This is a genomic window from Leptolyngbya sp. AN10 (genome assembly GCF_050565645.1).
GTDB lineage: Bacteria > Cyanobacteriota > Cyanobacteriia > Leptolyngbyales > Leptolyngbyaceae > Leptolyngbya.
Genome location: NZ_JBNXVP010000022.1, coordinates 24,676 through 43,031, shown reverse-complemented (window position 1 = coordinate 43,031; position 18,356 = coordinate 24,676). Strand labels below are relative to the sequence as shown.

The window sequence follows — 18,356 nt, the reverse complement described above, 5'->3', positions numbered from 1 at the left end:
TCTTTAGGGAACGCCTGCGATTTGAACGAATAGCGATCGCCAACTTCCCCCTAACCACCAATCTCCGACGACGCAAACCACGACACCGAGAAGTGATCCCATAATGACTTGAACGGGAGTATGTCCTAACAATTCTTTCAGGCGGGCTTCGTTGAAATGATGCTCACCTGTGAACAATTCATCAATAATTTGGTTCAGGATTTTGGCTTGTTTTCCGGCAGCTTGACGGACTCCTTGGGAATCGTACATCACGATAAAAGCCACGATCGTCGCGATCGCAAATTGTGTACTGTCCCAACCGTCAGTTAATCCGACTCCAGTTGCCAGCGCGGTCACGAGTGCTGAATGAGAGCTTGGCATACCGCCAGTTTCAACCAGTACTTTGAAATTGACTTTGCGATGCACGATCAATTCGATGATCAGTTTGGTCGCTTGGGCAATTAAACAGGCAACGAGGGCTAAGAGCAGCACTCTGTTATCAACAATGTCACCAAAGTCCTGCATTCGTTTAGAGGGTAGATAGAGTTTAATTCTTACGAGCGGTAATGTAATCAGCGATCGCCATCAGCGGTAAAGCTTGTTCACCGAATCCGGAGACCTCTGTTTTTGCCTGTTCGACCAGTTGTTCTGCTTGGCGGCGCGACTCTTCCATTCCAAGCAAACGCGGGTAAGTCGCTTTCTCGACGTTCATATCTTTGCCGATACTCTTGCCAAGTTCTTCTTGCGTCGAAGTGATGTCGAGCAAATCATCGACGATTTGGAACGCTAACCCGATCGCTTGAGCATATCGAGTTAAATGCTGGATGTCAGAATCAGAGCCACCTGCGAGAATGCCACCGCTGACGACTGAGGCTTCAAGGAGAGCAGCAGTTTTGTGCGTGTGGATGAAATTCAGAGTGTCGAGGGTGACATCTTTTTTGCCTTCGCAATCGAGATCGACCACTTGACCGCCGACGAGTCCAGCGGCTCCGACTGCACGACCGAGACGGGAAATCACTTTGATTAAGCGATCGGCAGGGACATTCTTGGTTTCTTCCACGATATGCTCAAACGCATAGGCGAGTAAACCGTCTCCAGCTAGAATTGCCACCGCTTCCCCGTACACTTTGTGATTCGTCAATTTGCCGCGTCGATAATCGTCGTTATCCATCGCGGGCAAATCGTCGTGAATCAGCGACATCGTGTGAATCATTTCGAGAGCGCAGGCGGTTGGTAGTGCCATTTCAGAAGATCCGCCTAAAAGATCGCAAGTTGCGAGGCATAAGACAGGACGTAATCTTTTTCCGCCTGCAAATAGCGAATATCGCATTGCTTCGTAGATTTTATCTGGATAGACGATGGGAAAAGCTCGATCGAGGGCGGTTTCAACTTGTTGCTGCTTTGCCGCTAAATAGCCTTTCAAATCAAATTGGGAGGCTTGATTTGATTGCGTTTCTCCTGTCACGACCATTCCGATCTCCTCCGATTCAATGCGCGTATGTAAAGTTCACTTAACGTTGGAAGCGTTGTTGATAGCTCCATACTGTATTGTGCAACAGCATGGTCACAGTCATCGCACCAACTCCACCGGGAACGGGTGTAAGGTATCCCGCCACGGATTGTACCGCATTGAAATCCACATCTCCGACTAATCGGCTTTTTCCCGTTTCATCGGTGATTCGATTGATCCCGACATCAACAACGATCGCGCCCGGTTTTACCATGTCAGCGGTGATTAGATTCGGACGACCCACGGCAGCGACGAGGATATCCGCTTCACGAGCGACTTCTGAGAGATTTGGAGTGCGAGAATGAGCGATCGTGACAGTCGCATCGGCATCCAGCAGCATTAATGCGATCGGCTTTCCGACTAGAATACTTCGCCCGATCACAACTGCCTTCTTCCCACGCGGATCGATCCCATATTCTTCCAAGAGTTGCATCACTCCGTAAGGCGTACAGCTTCTTAATCCCGGTTCAGTTCTGACCAGTCGCCCCAAATTCATCGGATGCAAACCGTCTGCGTCTTTGTCCGGGTGAATTTGATTTAAGAGTGCAACGCTATCGAGATGATCGGGGAGCGGCAATTGAACGAGAATGCCATCAACTCGATCGTCTTGATTGAGTTCATCGATTACGGCAGCGAGTTCTTCCTGAGTTGTTTCGGTGGGGAAATGTTTGCCGAATGAAGCGATCCCGACCGAGGCGCAGGCTTTTTCTTTATTGCGGACGTAAGCAGCACTGGCTGGATTGTCTCCGACCATGAGAACGGCTAGACCAGGAGGGCGACCATATTGGGGTGTAAGCGATTGGACTTGTTCAGTGAGCGCAGCTTGCATCTTTTGGGCAAGGGCTTTTCCGTCGAGGAGTTGAGCGATCGAAGACATAGGAACCTTTACAATGCAAAATTTCTCACCAAAACTTGTAAAGATCGTTCAAAATGTGAACCAAGATTGCTCAGATTTCTGATTTTCCCGGTTTTGGATTTGGAACTTTTGCATTTTTAGAATATCGACTTATCTAGTGTCGCAGATTCGTGCCCGATCGGGTGCGCTGCGATCGGGTTAGACGCTGTGAAGGAGTCGCTCTCTAGCTGGAACAGTTTAGAGGTAAGGGCAGGTGAAGTATGAGTTTCTCAAGAATGGGTTTGGTGGTGCTTTGTTTGAGCGCGATCGGGTGTAGCGCGTCCCCGAATTTGCCAGTGGCATCGACGAATGTGATTACGGCGTTGCAGCCTGGGGAACGGGTGAAGATTCGGGATGTCGGATCGAAGCGCGATCGAGTGGTTCAGGTGGAAGGAAAAATCAAAGGACAAGCGCCGTTAATGGGCGGACAACGGGCGTATGAAGTGCAGGACGATACGGGAAGCGTTTGGATTGTGACGAGTCGAGCGATTCCGGCAACGGGCAGTTCGGTCACGGTTTCAGGTACAGTAAGGCTGCAAAAGATTGATCTTGCAGGTCAGGATCAAAGCACCGTTTTTATTGAGCAGCAATGAAGCCAGAAGTCGCGAACACGAAGAGCGCTGTAAGCATCGCAATCATCCAAAAACAAGATCAATTCCTCTTACAACTCCGTGACAATATCCCGAATATTGCTTATCCAGGGCACTGGGGATTATTTGGTGGACATATTGAAGCCGAAGAATCTCCAGAAATTGCCTTGGTACGAGAGTTGCAAGAGGAAATTTCTTTTTCGCCTGCTGAGTTCGAGAAGTTTGGAATTTACGAAGACGATCGCGCAATTCGTCATGTTTTCCTAGCTCAGTTGACAGTGGCGATCGAAGATTTGACCTTGTTGGAAGGGTGGGATTTGGGATTGTTTACGCGATCGCAAATCGAAAAAGGAGAGCGATTTAGCGATCGAGCGAACCAAATCCGACCGCTTGGCGCAATTCATCAACGAATTTTGTTAGACTTCATCAAGAAAAACGGCTGAGATCAGTTGATCTATCTATGGATTTGGTGCGGTTGCAAAAGGCGTTATCGGTAGAAGCCGATCGCGGATTTAATGATCTGGAGGGGAATCAATTTCGCTTCAGCGAGTTTTTGCATTTGAGTTTGAGCGATTCGAGTACAGAATTACCCAAAGTAGAGCGAGAAAAATGTCAGGCGATCGCAAATCAATACTCAAAGTATTCAGAACTCGAATTTGCTCAACGGCAGCATCTCGTCGCTGAAACTCGCCGCTTTCTTTATCAAGTCAAAAAGTTTGAAGAAAAAGCAGCTTCCGTCAAAGAAAAGCCTGCTGAGAAGTCGGTTAAAGAAAAGCCAGCTTCGACTCGTAAGATTGCCGCTGCTCCAGCCGTTCCCGAAACTCCAGCCCGTGACATTCCGCTGATTCAAGCGATCACGTATCTTCCTGGAATTGGACCCAAAAGCGCTGAAAAGCTCGCCAAACTCGGACTTTATTATGTTCGAGATATGTTGTATTACTATCCGCGTGACTACATCGATTACGCCCGCCAAGTCAATATTCGTGACCTCAAGCCAGGGGAAACGGTGACGATCGTAGCCACGATCAAAAACTGTAATTGCTTCACGAGTCCGCGTAACAGCAAGCTCACGATTCTAGAGTTGACGATTCAAGATTCGAGCGGACAGATGAAGATCACCCGATTTTATATGGGCAGTCGGTTTGCGAGTCGGGGATGGCAAGAACAGCAGAAACGGCTTTATCCGAAAGGAGCTTCGATCGCAGCTTCAGGTTTGATTAAAGAAACCAAATTCGGTGGAGTTAGCCTCGAAGATCCAGATATTGAAGTGCTCGACCAAGAAGGCGAATCGTTGAATTCAACCAATATTGGGCGGATTGTTCCGGTTTATCCCTTAACTGAAGGCGTTGGGGCGGATTTGGTACGGCGGGCGGTTTCGGCATCATTGCCAGCGATCGCAAACCTACGTGAGCCAATTCCGAAAGGGCTTTTGACGGAATATAAATTGGTAGGAATTCAGGAAGCGATCGCGAATATTCATTTCCCAACTGATTCCGAAGCTCTAGAATCTGCCCGTCGTCGGTTAGTTTTCGATGAATTTTTCTATCTACAACTCGGTTTACTCAAACGTCGATACGAACAGCGGCAAACTCAAGCCAGTGCCGTTCTCGCACCTACAGGTAAGCTAATTGATGATTTTTACAAGTTGCTGCCGTTCAAGCTCACGAATGCTCAACAGCGTGTCACGAACGATATTTTGAACGATCTTCAGCGTCCGATTCCAATGAATCGTTTAATTCAAGGCGACGTGGGATCAGGAAAAACGGTTGTTGCGGTGCTGACAATTCTGGCGGCGATTCAATCGGGCTATCAAGCGGCATTTATGGCTCCGACTGAAGTTCTCGCAGAACAGCACTATCGAAAATTAGTGGAATGGTTTAATCAGCTTCATTTGCCTGTTGAGTTGCTCACAGGTTCGACCAAGGCTGCCAAACGTCGAGAGATTCATAACGGGCTACAAACCGGAGAATTGCCGCTCTTGGTTGGAACTCATGCGCTGATTCAGGATACGGTGAGCTTCGATCGATTAGGCTTAGTCGTGATTGATGAACAACATCGCTTTGGAGTGGAACAACGCGCCCGACTCCAGCAAAAAGGCGAACATCCACACGTTTTAACCATGACTGCAACGCCGATTCCTAGAACATTGGCGTTAACGTTACATGGCGATTTAGATGTGAGTCAGATTGACGAATTGCCACCGGGACGGAAGCCGATTCAAACGACTGCGTTGACGGGACGCGATCGACAACAAGCCTATGATTTGATGAAGCGCGAAATTGCTCAAGGTCGGCAGATTTATATTGTGTTGCCGTTGGTGGAAGAATCCGAAAAATTGGATCTCAAATCAGCGATCGACGAACATCAACATTTAAAAGAAGATGTCTTTCCAGATTTCAATGTTGGCTTACTTCACGGTCGAATGACTTCTGCTGAGAAAGACGAAGCGATTACTCAATTTCGAGATAACAAAACCCAGATTCTCGTCTCTACAACGGTTGTTGAAGTTGGGGTCGATGTCCCGAATGCAACTGTGATGATGATTGAACACGCAGAACGATTTGGACTATCACAGCTTCACCAGCTTCGGGGTCGAGTTGGACGAGGCGGATCACAGTCGTTTTGCTTATTGATGAGCAGTTCTAAGAGTGAAACGTCTCAGCAACGATTAAAAGTTTTAGAACAATCGCAGGACGGATTCTTTATTTCGGAAATGGATATGCGATTCCGAGGTCCTGGAGCGGTTTTGGGAACGCGGCAATCAGGATTACCAGATTTTGCTTTAGCCAGTTTGGTGGAAGATCAAGAAGTGCTGGAGATGGCGCGGGATGCAGCGGAAAGAACAATACAGAAAGATCCCACGATCGAGAAATGGAACGCGATGAAAGCCGAATTAGAGTATCGCTATCAAAGGTTAATGGGCGGCGCAATTCTGACTTAATTAGAGAATTTCGTAAACAACGTCATATTTTTTTTGCGATCGTACCTCATCGAAACTTTACCCAAATCAAAAAGCGATAAAGTCAACCGTAGATTTTAGGACTGTTAAATTCGCATTAGCCAGTTCTTAAAGTTCGTATGAGACGAATGAATCAGTGGATTTTTCTATCCTCTGTCGTTTTTGTTACAAATCTTTTCACATGGCGTTCCAACTACAAATTCTGCACGCTTCAGATTTTGAAGCAGGCATTCCTGCGCTAACAGATTCTGTTAATTTCTCAACAGTTATCAATGCACTCAAAGACGACTACGCAAATACTCTGATTTTATCTTCCGGTGATAACTATATTCCCGGACCATTTTTCTCAGCTTCCAGCGATCCCGCACTGCGATCAATTCTCGGTCAAGAAGGAGTCGGACGTGCGGATATTGCTATCCTGAACGAGATTGGATTTCAGGCTTCAGCGTTTGGTAATCATGAATTCGACTTGGGAACCAATACGATCGCATCACTGCTAAATGTCGATCGAGCTTATTCCGGTACGAGATTTCCCTATCTCAGCACCAATCTCGACTTTGCAAATGATCCTGCTTTACGCGGTTTGGTGGTTCCTGACGGGCAAGCTCCCAGACCCAACAGCATTGCGAAAAGCACCGTGATCACAGTGGGTGGAGAACGTGTCGGAATTATTGGCGCAACGACTCCAACCCTTGCCGCAATTTCTTCTCCAGGTGCAGGCGTTGTCATTACACCGCAACCGTTTGGAGCAACGCCTACCCCGGAACAATTGGATGCACTCGCGCAAGTCATTCAAACTGAAGTCAACAATCTTGCTGCTGCTGGAATTAACAAGATTGTAGTGATGGCACACATGCAGCAATTGTTTATTGAGCGCGAATTGGCGAAACGATTGTCGAATGTGGATATCATCATCGCAGGTGGATCGCATACGTTGTTGGCAGATAGTAGCGATCGCTTACGTCCAGGTGATACCGCAGGAGATATCTATCCGTTAGTTGAACAATCGCCGACCGGAAATGTTCTCGTTCTCAATACAGCGGCGAACTATCGATATGTTGGGCGATTGGTTGCTGAATTTGATGATCAAGGCAGAATTGATCTTTCCAAACTTGATCCACTGATTAATGGTGCGTTTGCGACCGATGCGGAAAGTGTTACAGCTTTGACTGCGACGAATCCGGGAACACCTGATCCAGAAGTGGCAGCGATCGTAGAAGCATTACGCGATCGAGTGATTGTTCCGAAAGATGCTGTAATTTTTGGTCGCTCTGATGTGTTTCTCAATGGAACCCGTGACGATGTGCGAACTCAGGAAACGAACTTAGGAAACTTAACCGCTGATGCAAATCTATTTGTTGCACGACGAACTGATCCGAATGTTGTCATTTCGCTGAAAAATGGCGGTGGGATTCGGGACAACATTGGAGTTGTGAGCGGTGCAGGGGGAGCTACGGGAACGGTCGATCGATTACCAACCGTTGCAAATGAATTAGCGAATAAGCAAGCAGGTGATGTTTCTCAGCTTGATATCGAAAATTCGCTGCGGTTTAACAATTCGCTCACGCTAGTAACCGTTACAGCGGCTCAACTGAAAGACTTAATCGAGCATGGTGTTGCTGGAGTTCGTCCGGGTGCAACACCGGGAGCATTTCCGCAGATTGGAGGATTTCAGTTCAGCTTTGATCCAAATCGGACTGCACGAACCGCGACGGTTGCAGGCGATCGAGTGCAATCTCTGTCGATTACGGATGCGAATGGCAATGCGATCGATGAAGTTGTGCGAGGGGGACGAGTAATCGGTGATCCGACTCGAACATTCCGGATGGTCACATTAAGCTTTTTGGTGGGCGCACCTGGAGCCGCAACAGGTGGAGATGGTTATCCATTCCCGCAAATTCTTGCTGCAAATCCAACTTTGGCGAATCGGGTGGAATTGCTTGATCCGAATGCGGCAAGAACTGGAGATGCGACCTTTGCAGCGAATGGAACAGAGCAAGATGCGTTTGCGGAATATCTGAAAGCGATCGGGAATTTCGATGCGGCTGATGTTGCTCCTACAGAAGATCGGCGGATTCGCAATCTATCAGTTGCACCAGAACCGACTATCACAGGGTCTAGTGTGCTGAAGAAGCTTGGAACATTTGCGGGGAATGGTTCGGAAATCTCAGCTTATGATTCTGCAACTAAACAATTGGTTGTAATCGGTGGCGGGACTTCGGTGCAAGTGTTAGATCTCAGTGATCCATCGAATCCAAAGTTGGCGAAAACGTTGGATTTATCAGCTTTTGGAAGTGCAACAAACAGTGTCACGATTCGAGATGGCATTGTTGCGATCGCAGTCGATGGCATTGATCGAACAGGTTCGGGGCAAGTGGTCTTCTACAATTCTGCGGGTGATTTCCTCAGAGCGGTGGCAGTGGGCGCAGTTCCCGATATGCTGACCTTTACGCCTGATGGGAAGAAGATTCTGGTTGCAAACGAAGGCGAACCGAATAGCTATAATCAGGCGAATTCGATTGATCCAGTCGGTTCGATCAGCATTATTGATCTGTCGAATGGTGTGAACAATGCAACTATTCAGACAGCAGGATTTGAGCGATTTAACGATCGTAAAGCGGAACTCCAAGCCAAAGGAATTCGGATTTATGGACCGAATGCAACAGTCGCTCAGGATCTTGAGCCGGAGTACATCACTGTTTCTGAAGATGGCAAAACAGCATGGGTGACACTTCAAGAGAACAATGCGATCGCAGTTGTTGATATCAATACGGCTCAAGTATTAGACATTGTTCCGCTTGGATTAAAGGATCACAGCAAACCTGGGAATGGTATCGATCCAAGCGATCGGGATAATGCGATCAATATTCGCAATGTTCCGGTGTTTGGAATGTATCAACCGGATGCGATCGCATCTTTCCAAGTGGGCGGCAAGACTTATCTAATCACCGCAAACGAAGGAGATGCGAGAGATTACACCGGATTTGCTGAAGAACTGCGCGTGGGTGATAGTTCGTACCAACTTGATCCGACTGTTTTCCCGAATGCAAGTGAACTGAAACAGAATGCGAACTTGGGACGATTGACGGTTACAAGAGCTACCGGAGATTTAAACGGAGATGGATTGTTCGAGCAGATTCAAACGCTTGGAAGTCGATCGTTCTCGATTTGGGATGATAGCGGTAAGCTGGTGTTTGATAGCGGCGATCAGTTAGAGCAAATTACTGCCAGAGCTTTCCCGGCAAACTTTAACTCTGATAACAGTGCTAACACCTTTGACACTCGGAGCGATAACAAAGGACCTGAACCGGAAGGCGTTGTGCTGGGGACAGTTGGCGATCGCATCTATGCTTTCATCGGACTAGAGCGAATTGGCGGCGTAATGATTTACGAAGTCACGAACCCGCAAAAACCTGTGTTTGTTGAGTATGTGAATCCGCGTGATTTCAGGCTCGATCCAACTACAGGCGTAACTGATTCAGGCGTTGAAGGACTGAACTTTATTCCCGGCAACATTAGCCCGAATGGTAAGCCGCTTCTTGTTCTCACGAATGAGGTTAGTAAAACCACTTCGATCTTTGAGTTCACGCCGCCGACTCGGATTAGTGACATTCAGGGAACGGCTCATCGATCGACGTTTGAAGGTCAAACCGTGAACAATGTCGGTGGCATTGTAACTGCACTTCGCAGCAATGGATTCTACATTCAAGATCCGAATCCAGATACCAATGCAGCAACGTCTGAAGGTCTATTTATTTTCACGAATACGGCTCCAACAGTTAAAGTTGGCGATGCAGTTCAAGTGAGTGGAACTGTGAGCGAATTCCGTCCAGGTGGAGCAAACAGCACGAATCTAAGCACCACTCAAATCGGAGGTGCTGGAAGTCCTGCTGCGACCTTCAGAATTCTTTCAAGCAACAATCTGCTACCGGATGCAACCACGATCGGAACTGGGGGACGCATTCCACCAAATCAAATTATTAGCAGCGGTGCAGTCAATGGCAGCGTTGAAAATCCAGGCTCAGTGTTCAATCCAAACATCAATGGAATTGATTTCTATGAAAGCTTGGAAGGAATGCGCGTCAGAGTTAATGATGCAGTTGCCGTTAGTCCAACGAATAATTTTGGTGAGATTGCTGTTCTAGCAGACAATGGTACGAATAGTTCTCTTCGGACTGATCGAGGCGGCATCATTATTCAGCCTGGTGACTTCAATCCAGAACGAATCATTATTGATGATGCGATCGTATCCAATCCCCCAGATGTAAATGTGGGCGATCGCTTTTCCAGTGTTACCGGAGTTCTTGATTACAGCTTCGGTAATTTCAAACTCTTGAACACTGAAGCTCTACCTGGGGTGACTTCTAGCAATCTAGATCGCGAGACAACTACTCTAGAAGGTGGAATCAATCAACTCACTGTTGCTACATTCAATGTTGAAAATCTCAGTCCTTCTAGTGGTGCTGCAAAGTTCAGTGCTTTAGCTGATCAGATTGTTAACCGTCTGAAGACTCCGGACATTCTGAATGTTCAAGAGATTCAGGATAACAATGGCTCACAGAACAATGGTGTCGTTGATGCAACTCTGACTTATCAGCGATTGATTGATGCGATCGTAGCTGCTGGAGGTCCTCGATACGAATATCGCCAGATCAATCCGGTGAACAATCAAGACGGCGGACAACCTGGAAGCAACATTCGAGTTGGATTCTTGTTCAATCCAGAGCGCGTCAGCTTTGTCGATCGAGCAGGTGGCGATTCTCTTACCAATACGACTGTCGATCGAGATGGTCTTTCTTTCAGTCCTGGTCGAATTGATCCGACGAATCCTGCTTTCGATGATTCTCGCAAACCGCTTGTTGGAGAATTTCGCTTTAACGGTGGCAATCAAGTGTTTGTGATTAACAATCACTTCAATTCTAAAGGGGGCGATCAGCCGTTATTTGGAAGATTCCAGCCGCCGACTTTAACCACCGAAGCTCAGAGAATTGAGCAAGCGCAAATCGTCAAGAACTTTGTCGATCGCTTACTTGCCCAAAATGAGAACGCCAATGTCATTGTCACGGGCGACCTCAATGATTTTCCATTCTCTGATCCGCTGGATGTTCTCACAGGCGATCAGTCGCTTGTCAATCTCCATGACACGTTAGCTGTAAATCAGCGGTACAACTACAATTTCGAGGGCAATTCGCAAGCACTTGATCACATTTTAGTGAGCCGAAACCTGTTCATTGAGGGTGACGCGAAGTTTGATGTCGTTCGGATTAACTCTGAATTTGCCGATCAAACGAGCGATCATGATCCTCTAGTTTCGCGGTTTACCTTTGCTCAACCGGATGGAAAAGGCGGACAAAAAACCTTTGAGATTCGCGCTGGCGATCGTACAACAATCGAGAATTTTGGCGGAGTTGGTCTAGGTTCAAATCCTAATCGGAACACGATCGCAGAAGTTGATACGCTGAAATTTACCGGAGCAGATTTGACTGCGCGAAATCTCCAACTGAATCAAAGTGGAACTGACCTCGAAATTTCTTTCATTGCTGCAAACAGTCCAAAAGTGATCCTCAAAGACTTCCGACTGGAGAATCTCGACAACTTACAGCGACGGACGGGAGCCTCGATCGACATCGGAAATATTCGATTTGACGGACAGCGATCGATTTCCGATGATTTCGATGTGTTCGATGCGGATATGGTTCGTCGCACCGTTTTCAATCGCAACACTGTAACTTTCCTAAATCAGCTTGATAACGTCGTAGATGGCTTTAATGGTTCAGACGACATCATCAATGGTTTAGGGGGCAATGACACCCTGTACGGCTTGAGTGGTGATGATATTCTCCGGGGCGGTAACGGTGACGATACGCTGTTTGGCGGAATCGGCAACGATCGCTTAGTCGGAGGTGCGGGTCGCGATACGTTCGTGATTCGTCGCCAGGATGGTTTAGATGTGATTGAAGACTTTGAAGTAGGAGTCGATCGAATCGGATTGGCAGGCAATCTGAGGTTTGAACAACTCTCGATCGTTCAAGGTTCAGGTGGAGCAGCGAACAATACGCTGATTCAACTGACGCGGAACAATGAAGTTCTAACGACATTGATTGGAGTGCAAGCGAATCAACTCACTCGATCGAGCTTTGCAGCGGTCTAATTAACTTACTGAGTATTTATACGGATGTCGTGAGTCGTCGCGGCATCCGTTTTTTTGTTTCTGTCAGTGTATCTATCTTGTGATAGAACTTAGATCGCTCAACTCGATTAAAAATTCATCTAGAAGAGATAACAAGAACTCAGCAAAACGACTCAAAATTTGTTGTATCTTGATAAAACTTATAACTTTCGCTCTATCTTAAAGGAATAGAACGAATCGTTTGACACGCCAAGCATGGCGTATTATTCTACACCAACCTAGTTTCTCTACATCAGCTATGGCAACTTTTGTTTTACTCAAATTTATTGCGATCGCTTCACTCGGTTACTTCCTTTTTCTCAGCCTGTTGGCGGGAACTCTGGATAGTCCATTCACTTTCGTCGATGCTGGATTACTCTGGCTCGTTGGGAAGAAGATGTAACGCGATTTCGACCTAGCGGTGCATCAGTGACGATCGCAAAATCCTAAAGAGATAATGGTGTCATCCAGTGGATCAGAGGCATCATGGATCAACTCATTAGACAAACGCTGCACGATCGTTATCAGATTCAATCGCTGCTAGGTCGGCAAACCGGACGAAGAACTTTTCTAGCAAAAGACTTACACACTGGCTCATCGGTTGTGGTCAAACTTTTGCTATTCGCACCTGATTTTACTTGGGACGATTTGAAGCTGTTTGAACGTGAGGCGGCAGTTTTACGATCGCTGAATCATTCTGCTATTCCTCAATATCTCGATGATTTTGAGGTCGAAACGGAATTGGGAAAAGGATTCGCACTCGTTCAAACTTACATCGAAGCGCGATCGCTACAAGACTGGATACAATCCGGGCGAACTTTTAGCGAAGAAGAACTAAGAACGATCGCGAAAGATTTACTAGAGATTTTGAACTATCTCCACGATCGCCAACCTCCGGTCGTTCATCGTGATCTGAAACCGAGCAATATTCTGTTAGGAAATCGAACTGGAAATCATCCTGGACAGATTTATCTAATCGATTTTGGCTCTGTCCAAACTGCGCTGACCTATGGCACTCGAACGATCGTCGGAACGTATGGCTATATGCCGCCAGAACAATTCGGAGGGCAAACCGTTCCCGCATCAGATCTCTATGCGCTCGGTGCAACTCTGATCTGCCTTGCAACCGGACAGAATCCCGATCAACTTCCGCAGCAAGAAATGCGAATTTTGTTCGATAAGCACGTAAATCTCAGCCCGGATCTAATCGATTGGCTCAAGTGGCTGACAGAACCCAGTTTAGATTTACGATTACAATCTGCCAAACAAGCCTTAGAAGCCTTAGAAACACCTCGATCGTTAGTGAAAGGGCAACCTGCCGGGAGCAAGGTTAAACTCACCCAAACTCGCCAAACGTTAGAGATTGCGATTCCACCACGTGGCTTTCATTTGGGATTGATTCCCGCGATCGGGTTTGCGATCGCCTGGAATTCTTTTCTTGTAATGTGGTACAGAATGGCATTAATGGGTTGGAGTTCTGGCGGTTGGTTTATGGCTTTATTTTCGATCGTGCATTTAGGCGCAGGTTTATGGATGATCTGGGGAATTCTGTTCGATCTGTTTGGAGAAGTCAGATTAGAAATCACTGACTCCGAGATTTTTCGTGCAACTGAACTCTTTGGCATTGGTATTTTTCCGCTCGTTGCTAAACGAGAGCATCTCTCGCGGATTGATCTGATTCATGACTCTTATGGACGCGATTCAGAAGGCAATCAGATAAAGGTTCCACCCCGAATTGACATCTGGGCAGGAACCAAACAATTTACCTTGGGTGGCGGGAAAAATAACAATGAACATTTGACACTGCCAGAAATCATTTGGCTGGCAGAACAACTCAGTCAATGGCTCGACTTACCGCTCGATCGTAGATAGTTACTGTCTCAGAAACAATTGCGTAATGTAGTAGGTATTGCCCTTTTTCCACACGCCAATTCCAGTTTCAGCATAGATCGGACGTAAGATATTTTCTCGATGTCCCGGACTGTTCATCCAACCTTCAACCGCATTATCCGCAGGCTTTCTAATGTTCGTGCCCATATACAAATTCTCGCCCACGATCTGAAAAGAAATTTGTCCAGCTTCAACCCGCTCGGCAACATTTGAACCATCTGCGCCTGTATGACTAAAGAAGTTATTCTCTGCCATTTGCTGACTGTATCTTCGGGCGACTTCTGCTAATCGATCGTTCTTTTTCAATGCCTTTAATCCATCTTGTTGTCGGACTTGATTGATTTGTTGTTGAATCGCAGTTTCGATCTGGGCTGCGGTTGGGGATTGTGCAGGCTTCGGAGGCAGTGGAGCAGGACGCTCGAAAGTCGGGAGTTCGGGAAATTGTTCTCTGATCTCTTTGCATCCAGTGAATGTCAAGATCAGTAGCAGACCAGCAATAAATTTGAACTTGTAGTGTGGCATAGAAGCGATCGATCTAACGCATTCTTCAATTATCGATCGCTTTTTTGCAATTGGAGAGCGCGATCGATTAATTTGGCACGTTCGTTTCTAGCTCGATCGGTAAGCAAATAATAAACTCTGCCCCTTCTCCAAAGGAAGACTCAAAGCTTAGTGTTCCACCATGTTTCTCCACAACAATTTGTCTGGAAATCGATAGTCCTAAGCCTGTTCCTTTCCCGATCGGCTTTGTTGTAAAGAAATGATCAAAAACTTTGCTTTGATCGCGCTCTGTCATTCCCATCCCATTATCCTGAATCCGAATTTCGATTTGATTCGAGCCAGTGACTTGGGTTTGAATCTGAATCTTTGGAGCCGCCAGGTTTCCAGCTTCTACCGCTTCATCAATGGCATCGATCGCGTTCGCCAGCAAATTCATAAACACTTGATTCAACTGCGCCGGATAGCAATCGACTAAGGGAAGCTCACCATAGTCTTTGATCACTTCGATTTCGCGTCGATCGCCACACGCTTTCAGCCGATGTCCCAAAATCAGCAAAGTATTATCCATGCCTTCATGAATGTCTACTCGCTTAAATGCAGCCTCATCTAAACGGGAAAAGTTACGGAGCGAGAGAACAATCTGCTGAATCCGATCTGCGCCGACCTCCATTGATGTCAGAGTCTTGGGCAGATCTTCTAGAATAAAATCAATGTCTAGTTCCTCAGCTTGTTCTTGTAGTGATTTGATGCCTTCAGCGGATACAGGATAAAAGCGCTGATAAGAACGAATCAGACTCAACAAGGTTTTTACATAGTCTTTGACGTGGATCAAATTGCCATAGATGAAGCTCACTGGATTGTTGATTTCATGCGCTACTCCAGCAACAAGCTGCCCTAAGCTTGCCATTTTTTCCTGCTGGACTAACTGTATTTGGGATTGTTTAAGTTCCTCAAGGGTTTGCTTTAGCTCGATCGATTGTCTCTGAATCTGTTGAACAAATTCTGCTTGCTGTAACGCGATTCCTAATTGTTCTCCAATCTGGGCAAGCAGTTCAACTTCATCGGGTTGCCATTGTCGCGGTGCAGCATTTTGATAAGCAGCGAGCAATCCCCACAAGCGATCGCCTCTAAAAATCGGCGCTATCATGTAAGCTTTCGCCTGCAATTCTTCTAACAGTGCCACATGGCAATCCGCGTGACCTGCGGCGTAAATGTCTGGAACTACATAAGTTTCATTTGCAGCATACCGCCCGCCTTGAGTCTCCATCAGATGCGTATCTGCGATCGTAGGAAATACATCGACTAAGGGTTTCCATCTGTCTGCGATCGATTCAAAAATAATGTTGCCGCTCCAATCCGAATTAAAGCGATAGATTGCGACGCGATCGGCTCCCAACAATTGTCGAACTTCATACGTCGCCGTTTGACAGATCTCAGCAAAATCAAGGGTTTGGCGGATTCGATTGGTGATTTTGACCAGCGCTTTCTGACGAATCAGTGCTTGTTTTTGAGCTTCAACTTGAGCAAGTAACGCGGCTTGAGAACGAATCTGGTCTAACTGTTCGGCTTGCTGTAATGCGATCGCGAAATGGGTTGCAATCTTGCGAACAAATTCAATTTCTGAAAGTTGCCAGCGGCGCGGATGGTGACACTGATGAATACAGAGCAATCCCCAAAGTTCTTCGCCTTTCAAGACTGGAACAATCAAATTTGCGCGAACCTGGAATTGCGCCAAAATTTGAATATGGCAATCACTCAGTCCAGCATCATAGATATCTGCAACGGCTTGAACTCGTCCTTGAGTGTAGTACACCGCAAACTGAGATCCGAAACAGTGATCATGCACTTTTGCCGCGATCGCAGAGGGCAACTCTGAACCGACATCTTCTGCGACAAATTCACCTTCATCCCATCCTGTCCCTGGTGTAAACCGGAAAACACCAACGCGATCGGCATTCAATAACTGTCGAATTTCTAGCGAGGTGACATTGAAGATCGTTTGCAAATCGAGGGTTGCTCGAATGCGATCGATAATGCCATTGAGAATCTGTTCTTGTTCAATTTGCTGAAAGAGTTGATCCGTACAAGCGGAAAGCTGATAGGCGGCTTGCTGGAGGGCATTAAAGGGCTGGTTTAGAATCGGTGAACTCGACATAGCACCTGCGTATGAATTTTACATATTCAAGAAAACCGCTCTTATATTGCCCTTCCCGCTTTAGAACAAACGATGAAGGAGATCATTACGGTCTGCTTACCGAACTTTTGCAAGATTAAGTCGATCGACGTATGCTGTGAAGCAGGTGATCTCGGACTCGATCGATGACTCAAAATCCCAAAGTTGTAATTGTCGGTGCTGGTTGGGCTGGTTTAGGAGCGGCTTACCATTTGGCACAGCAAGGATATGCCGTCACGCTATTGGAGGCGGGTGGCTATCCGGGTGGATTGGTGGCAGGCTGGAAAACCGCGCAAGGTCGATCGGTTGAAGCGGGCATTCATGGATTTTGGTATCCGTATCGCAACATTTTTGGACTTGTCGATCGATTAGGCATAAAACCTTTCACGGATTGGACTCGATCTTCGCAATATTCTCCCGCAGGCTTGGAAGTTGAATCGCCAATTTTTCAGCAAGAACCTCGTCTGCCGACTCCTTTGGGGACTTTTCTCTACACTCGATTTAAGCGACTTCCACTTAGCGATCGACTGTCTGCGTTGCCTTTGCTCTACGCAGTTGTAGATTTTGATAATTCAGATGAAGCATGGCGCAGATATGATTCAGTCACCGCCCGTGAACTATTCAAACAGTTCGGAGTGTCAGCGCGACTGTACAAAGAGTCGTTTGAGCCAATGTTGTTGGTGGGATTGTTTGCACCTGGTGAACAATGTTCTGCTGCGGCTGCATTGGGAATGTTGTATTACTTTATTCTGGCGCATCAACCGGATTTTGATGTGGTTTGGTGTCGGGGGACAGTCGGAGAGCAAATCTTTCGTCCGTGGGTGGAGCAGATTGAACAAGCAGGCGGACGAGTTCTGACACAACGGCGCGTGAGTGATGTCATTTTGCAAGAGGGAACAGTGCCTAAGATCACTGGGGTTGTTTGTGGTGATGAAGTGTTTGAAGCGGATTCGGTGATCTTTGCAGTGGGCGTGACGGGAATGCAGAAAATTGTTTCTCAGAGTTCTACATTGCGGCAGTTTCCAGAGTTTTGTAACTTGATGAACTTGAATGCGATCGATGTTTTGGCGACGCGATTATGGTTCGATCGAAAAGTTCATGTTCCACTACCATCGAATGCTTGCTTCGGATTCGACAATACAACAGGCTGGACATTCTTTGATCTCAATGCGCTACATGATGAATTCAGAAATGAGCCTGGGAGCGTGATTGAAGCTGATTTTTATCATGCGAATCAACTGTTGCCGATGGATGATGCAGATATCATTGCGAAAGTTCAGCGAGATTTAGCAACTTGTGTTCCTGAATTTCGCAATGCAAAAGTGATCGATAGTAGTGTGATACGACTTCCGAGAGCAGTCACGCATTTCTCGCCGGGTAGCTATCAATCAATGCTATCGGGTACGACAAGTATTGCTAATCTCTTGATGAGTGGGGATTGGATTGTGACTCGTCACGGATCTTGGTCGCAGGAGAAAGCTTACGTGACTGGGTTGGAAGCTGCAAATCGAGTGATTCAGCAGTTTGGTCTGGGTATGCCTGCTCAGATTATTCCAGTCGAGGCGGATGAGCCTCATATTGCGATCGCTCGGAATGCGAATCGAACTGTGAGAGAGTTGGCGAGCTTCTTACCATCGATTTGGTTGCCTTGAAGCGTGTTTGAGAAGTATGAAAAGCGGCTTTGCTTCGT

At 46.8% G+C, this 18,356-nt stretch carries 12 protein-coding genes; 7 read left to right on the top strand and 5 right to left on the bottom strand.

Annotated elements, in window-relative coordinates; translation table 11 throughout:
* Positions 1-3: 3 nt before the first annotated feature.
* Genes ACQ4M5_RS26460 through folD form a run of 3 tightly spaced genes read right to left on the bottom strand, consistent with a single transcriptional unit; the run spans position 4 to position 2,366 of the window.
* Positions 4-504: a divergent PAP2 family protein gene (locus tag ACQ4M5_RS26460; protein WP_430678727.1), complete on the bottom strand. Its 501-nt coding sequence runs from the start codon at positions 502-504 to the stop codon at positions 4-6.
* 22 nt (positions 505-526) lie between these two features.
* Positions 527-1,450 (bottom strand): geranylgeranyl diphosphate synthase CrtE, encoded by a 924-nt coding sequence (gene crtE / locus ACQ4M5_RS26455; RefSeq protein ID WP_430678726.1) that lies wholly within the window; start codon positions 1,448-1,450, stop codon positions 527-529.
* Between the two features lie 40 nt (positions 1,451-1,490).
* Positions 1,491-2,366: a bifunctional methylenetetrahydrofolate dehydrogenase/methenyltetrahydrofolate cyclohydrolase FolD gene (gene folD / locus ACQ4M5_RS26450; protein WP_430678725.1), complete on the bottom strand. Its 876-nt coding sequence runs from the start codon at positions 2,364-2,366 to the stop codon at positions 1,491-1,493.
* Positions 2,367-2,605: 239 nt separating this feature from the next.
* Between folD and ACQ4M5_RS26445 the strand changes: the two genes are divergently transcribed.
* The 6 genes from ACQ4M5_RS26445 to ACQ4M5_RS26420 all read left to right on the top strand — a co-directional run bounded on the left by ACQ4M5_RS26445 (position 2,606) and on the right by ACQ4M5_RS26420 (position 13,974).
* The gene (locus ACQ4M5_RS26445) at positions 2,606-2,977 is read left to right on the top strand and encodes a hypothetical protein (protein ID WP_430678724.1); all 372 of its coding nucleotides are present in this window, start codon (positions 2,606-2,608) and stop codon (positions 2,975-2,977) included.
* Entirely contained in the window at positions 2,974-3,417 is a 444-nt protein-coding gene (locus ACQ4M5_RS26440) for an NUDIX hydrolase (RefSeq protein ID WP_430678723.1), read from the top strand. The genes ACQ4M5_RS26445 and ACQ4M5_RS26440 overlap by 4 nt, the downstream gene beginning before the upstream one ends.
* 17 nt (positions 3,418-3,434) lie before the next feature.
* Positions 3,435-5,915, top strand: a complete 2,481-nt coding sequence (gene recG, locus ACQ4M5_RS26435) for an ATP-dependent DNA helicase RecG (RefSeq protein WP_430678722.1) — start codon at positions 3,435-3,437, stop codon at positions 5,913-5,915.
* A gap of 199 nt (positions 5,916-6,114) precedes the next feature.
* On the top strand, positions 6,115-12,084 hold the full coding sequence (locus tag ACQ4M5_RS26430) for a choice-of-anchor I family protein (protein ID WP_430678721.1): 5,970 nt from the start codon (positions 6,115-6,117) through the stop codon (positions 12,082-12,084).
* Positions 12,085-12,361: 277 nt separating this feature from the next.
* Positions 12,362-12,505 carry a hypothetical protein gene (locus ACQ4M5_RS26425; RefSeq protein ID WP_430678720.1) on the top strand — a complete coding sequence of 48 codons (144 nt, stop codon included), beginning with the start codon at positions 12,362-12,364 and terminating at the stop codon, positions 12,503-12,505.
* A gap of 83 nt (positions 12,506-12,588) precedes the next feature.
* The gene (locus tag ACQ4M5_RS26420) at positions 12,589-13,974 is read left to right on the top strand and encodes a serine/threonine protein kinase (RefSeq protein ID WP_430678719.1); all 1,386 of its coding nucleotides are present in this window, start codon (positions 12,589-12,591) and stop codon (positions 13,972-13,974) included.
* On the opposite strand, the gene ACQ4M5_RS26415 is transcribed toward ACQ4M5_RS26420, so the two are convergent.
* Both ACQ4M5_RS26415 and ACQ4M5_RS26410 read right to left on the bottom strand, forming a co-directional pair.
* Positions 13,975-14,514: a CAP domain-containing protein gene (locus ACQ4M5_RS26415; protein ID WP_430678718.1), complete on the bottom strand. Its 540-nt coding sequence runs from the start codon at positions 14,512-14,514 to the stop codon at positions 13,975-13,977.
* Positions 14,515-14,581: 67 nt separating this feature from the next.
* Positions 14,582-16,648, bottom strand: coding sequence for a GAF domain-containing protein (locus tag ACQ4M5_RS26410; protein WP_430678717.1), 2,067 nt, complete (start codon positions 16,646-16,648; stop codon positions 14,582-14,584).
* Between the two features lie 164 nt (positions 16,649-16,812).
* Here ACQ4M5_RS26410 and ACQ4M5_RS26405 point away from each other — a divergent pair, with 164 nt between their 5' ends.
* Entirely contained in the window at positions 16,813-18,318 is a 1,506-nt protein-coding gene (locus ACQ4M5_RS26405) for a hydroxysqualene dehydroxylase (RefSeq protein WP_430678716.1), read from the top strand.
* The last annotated feature ends 38 nt before the right edge of the window (positions 18,319-18,356 follow it).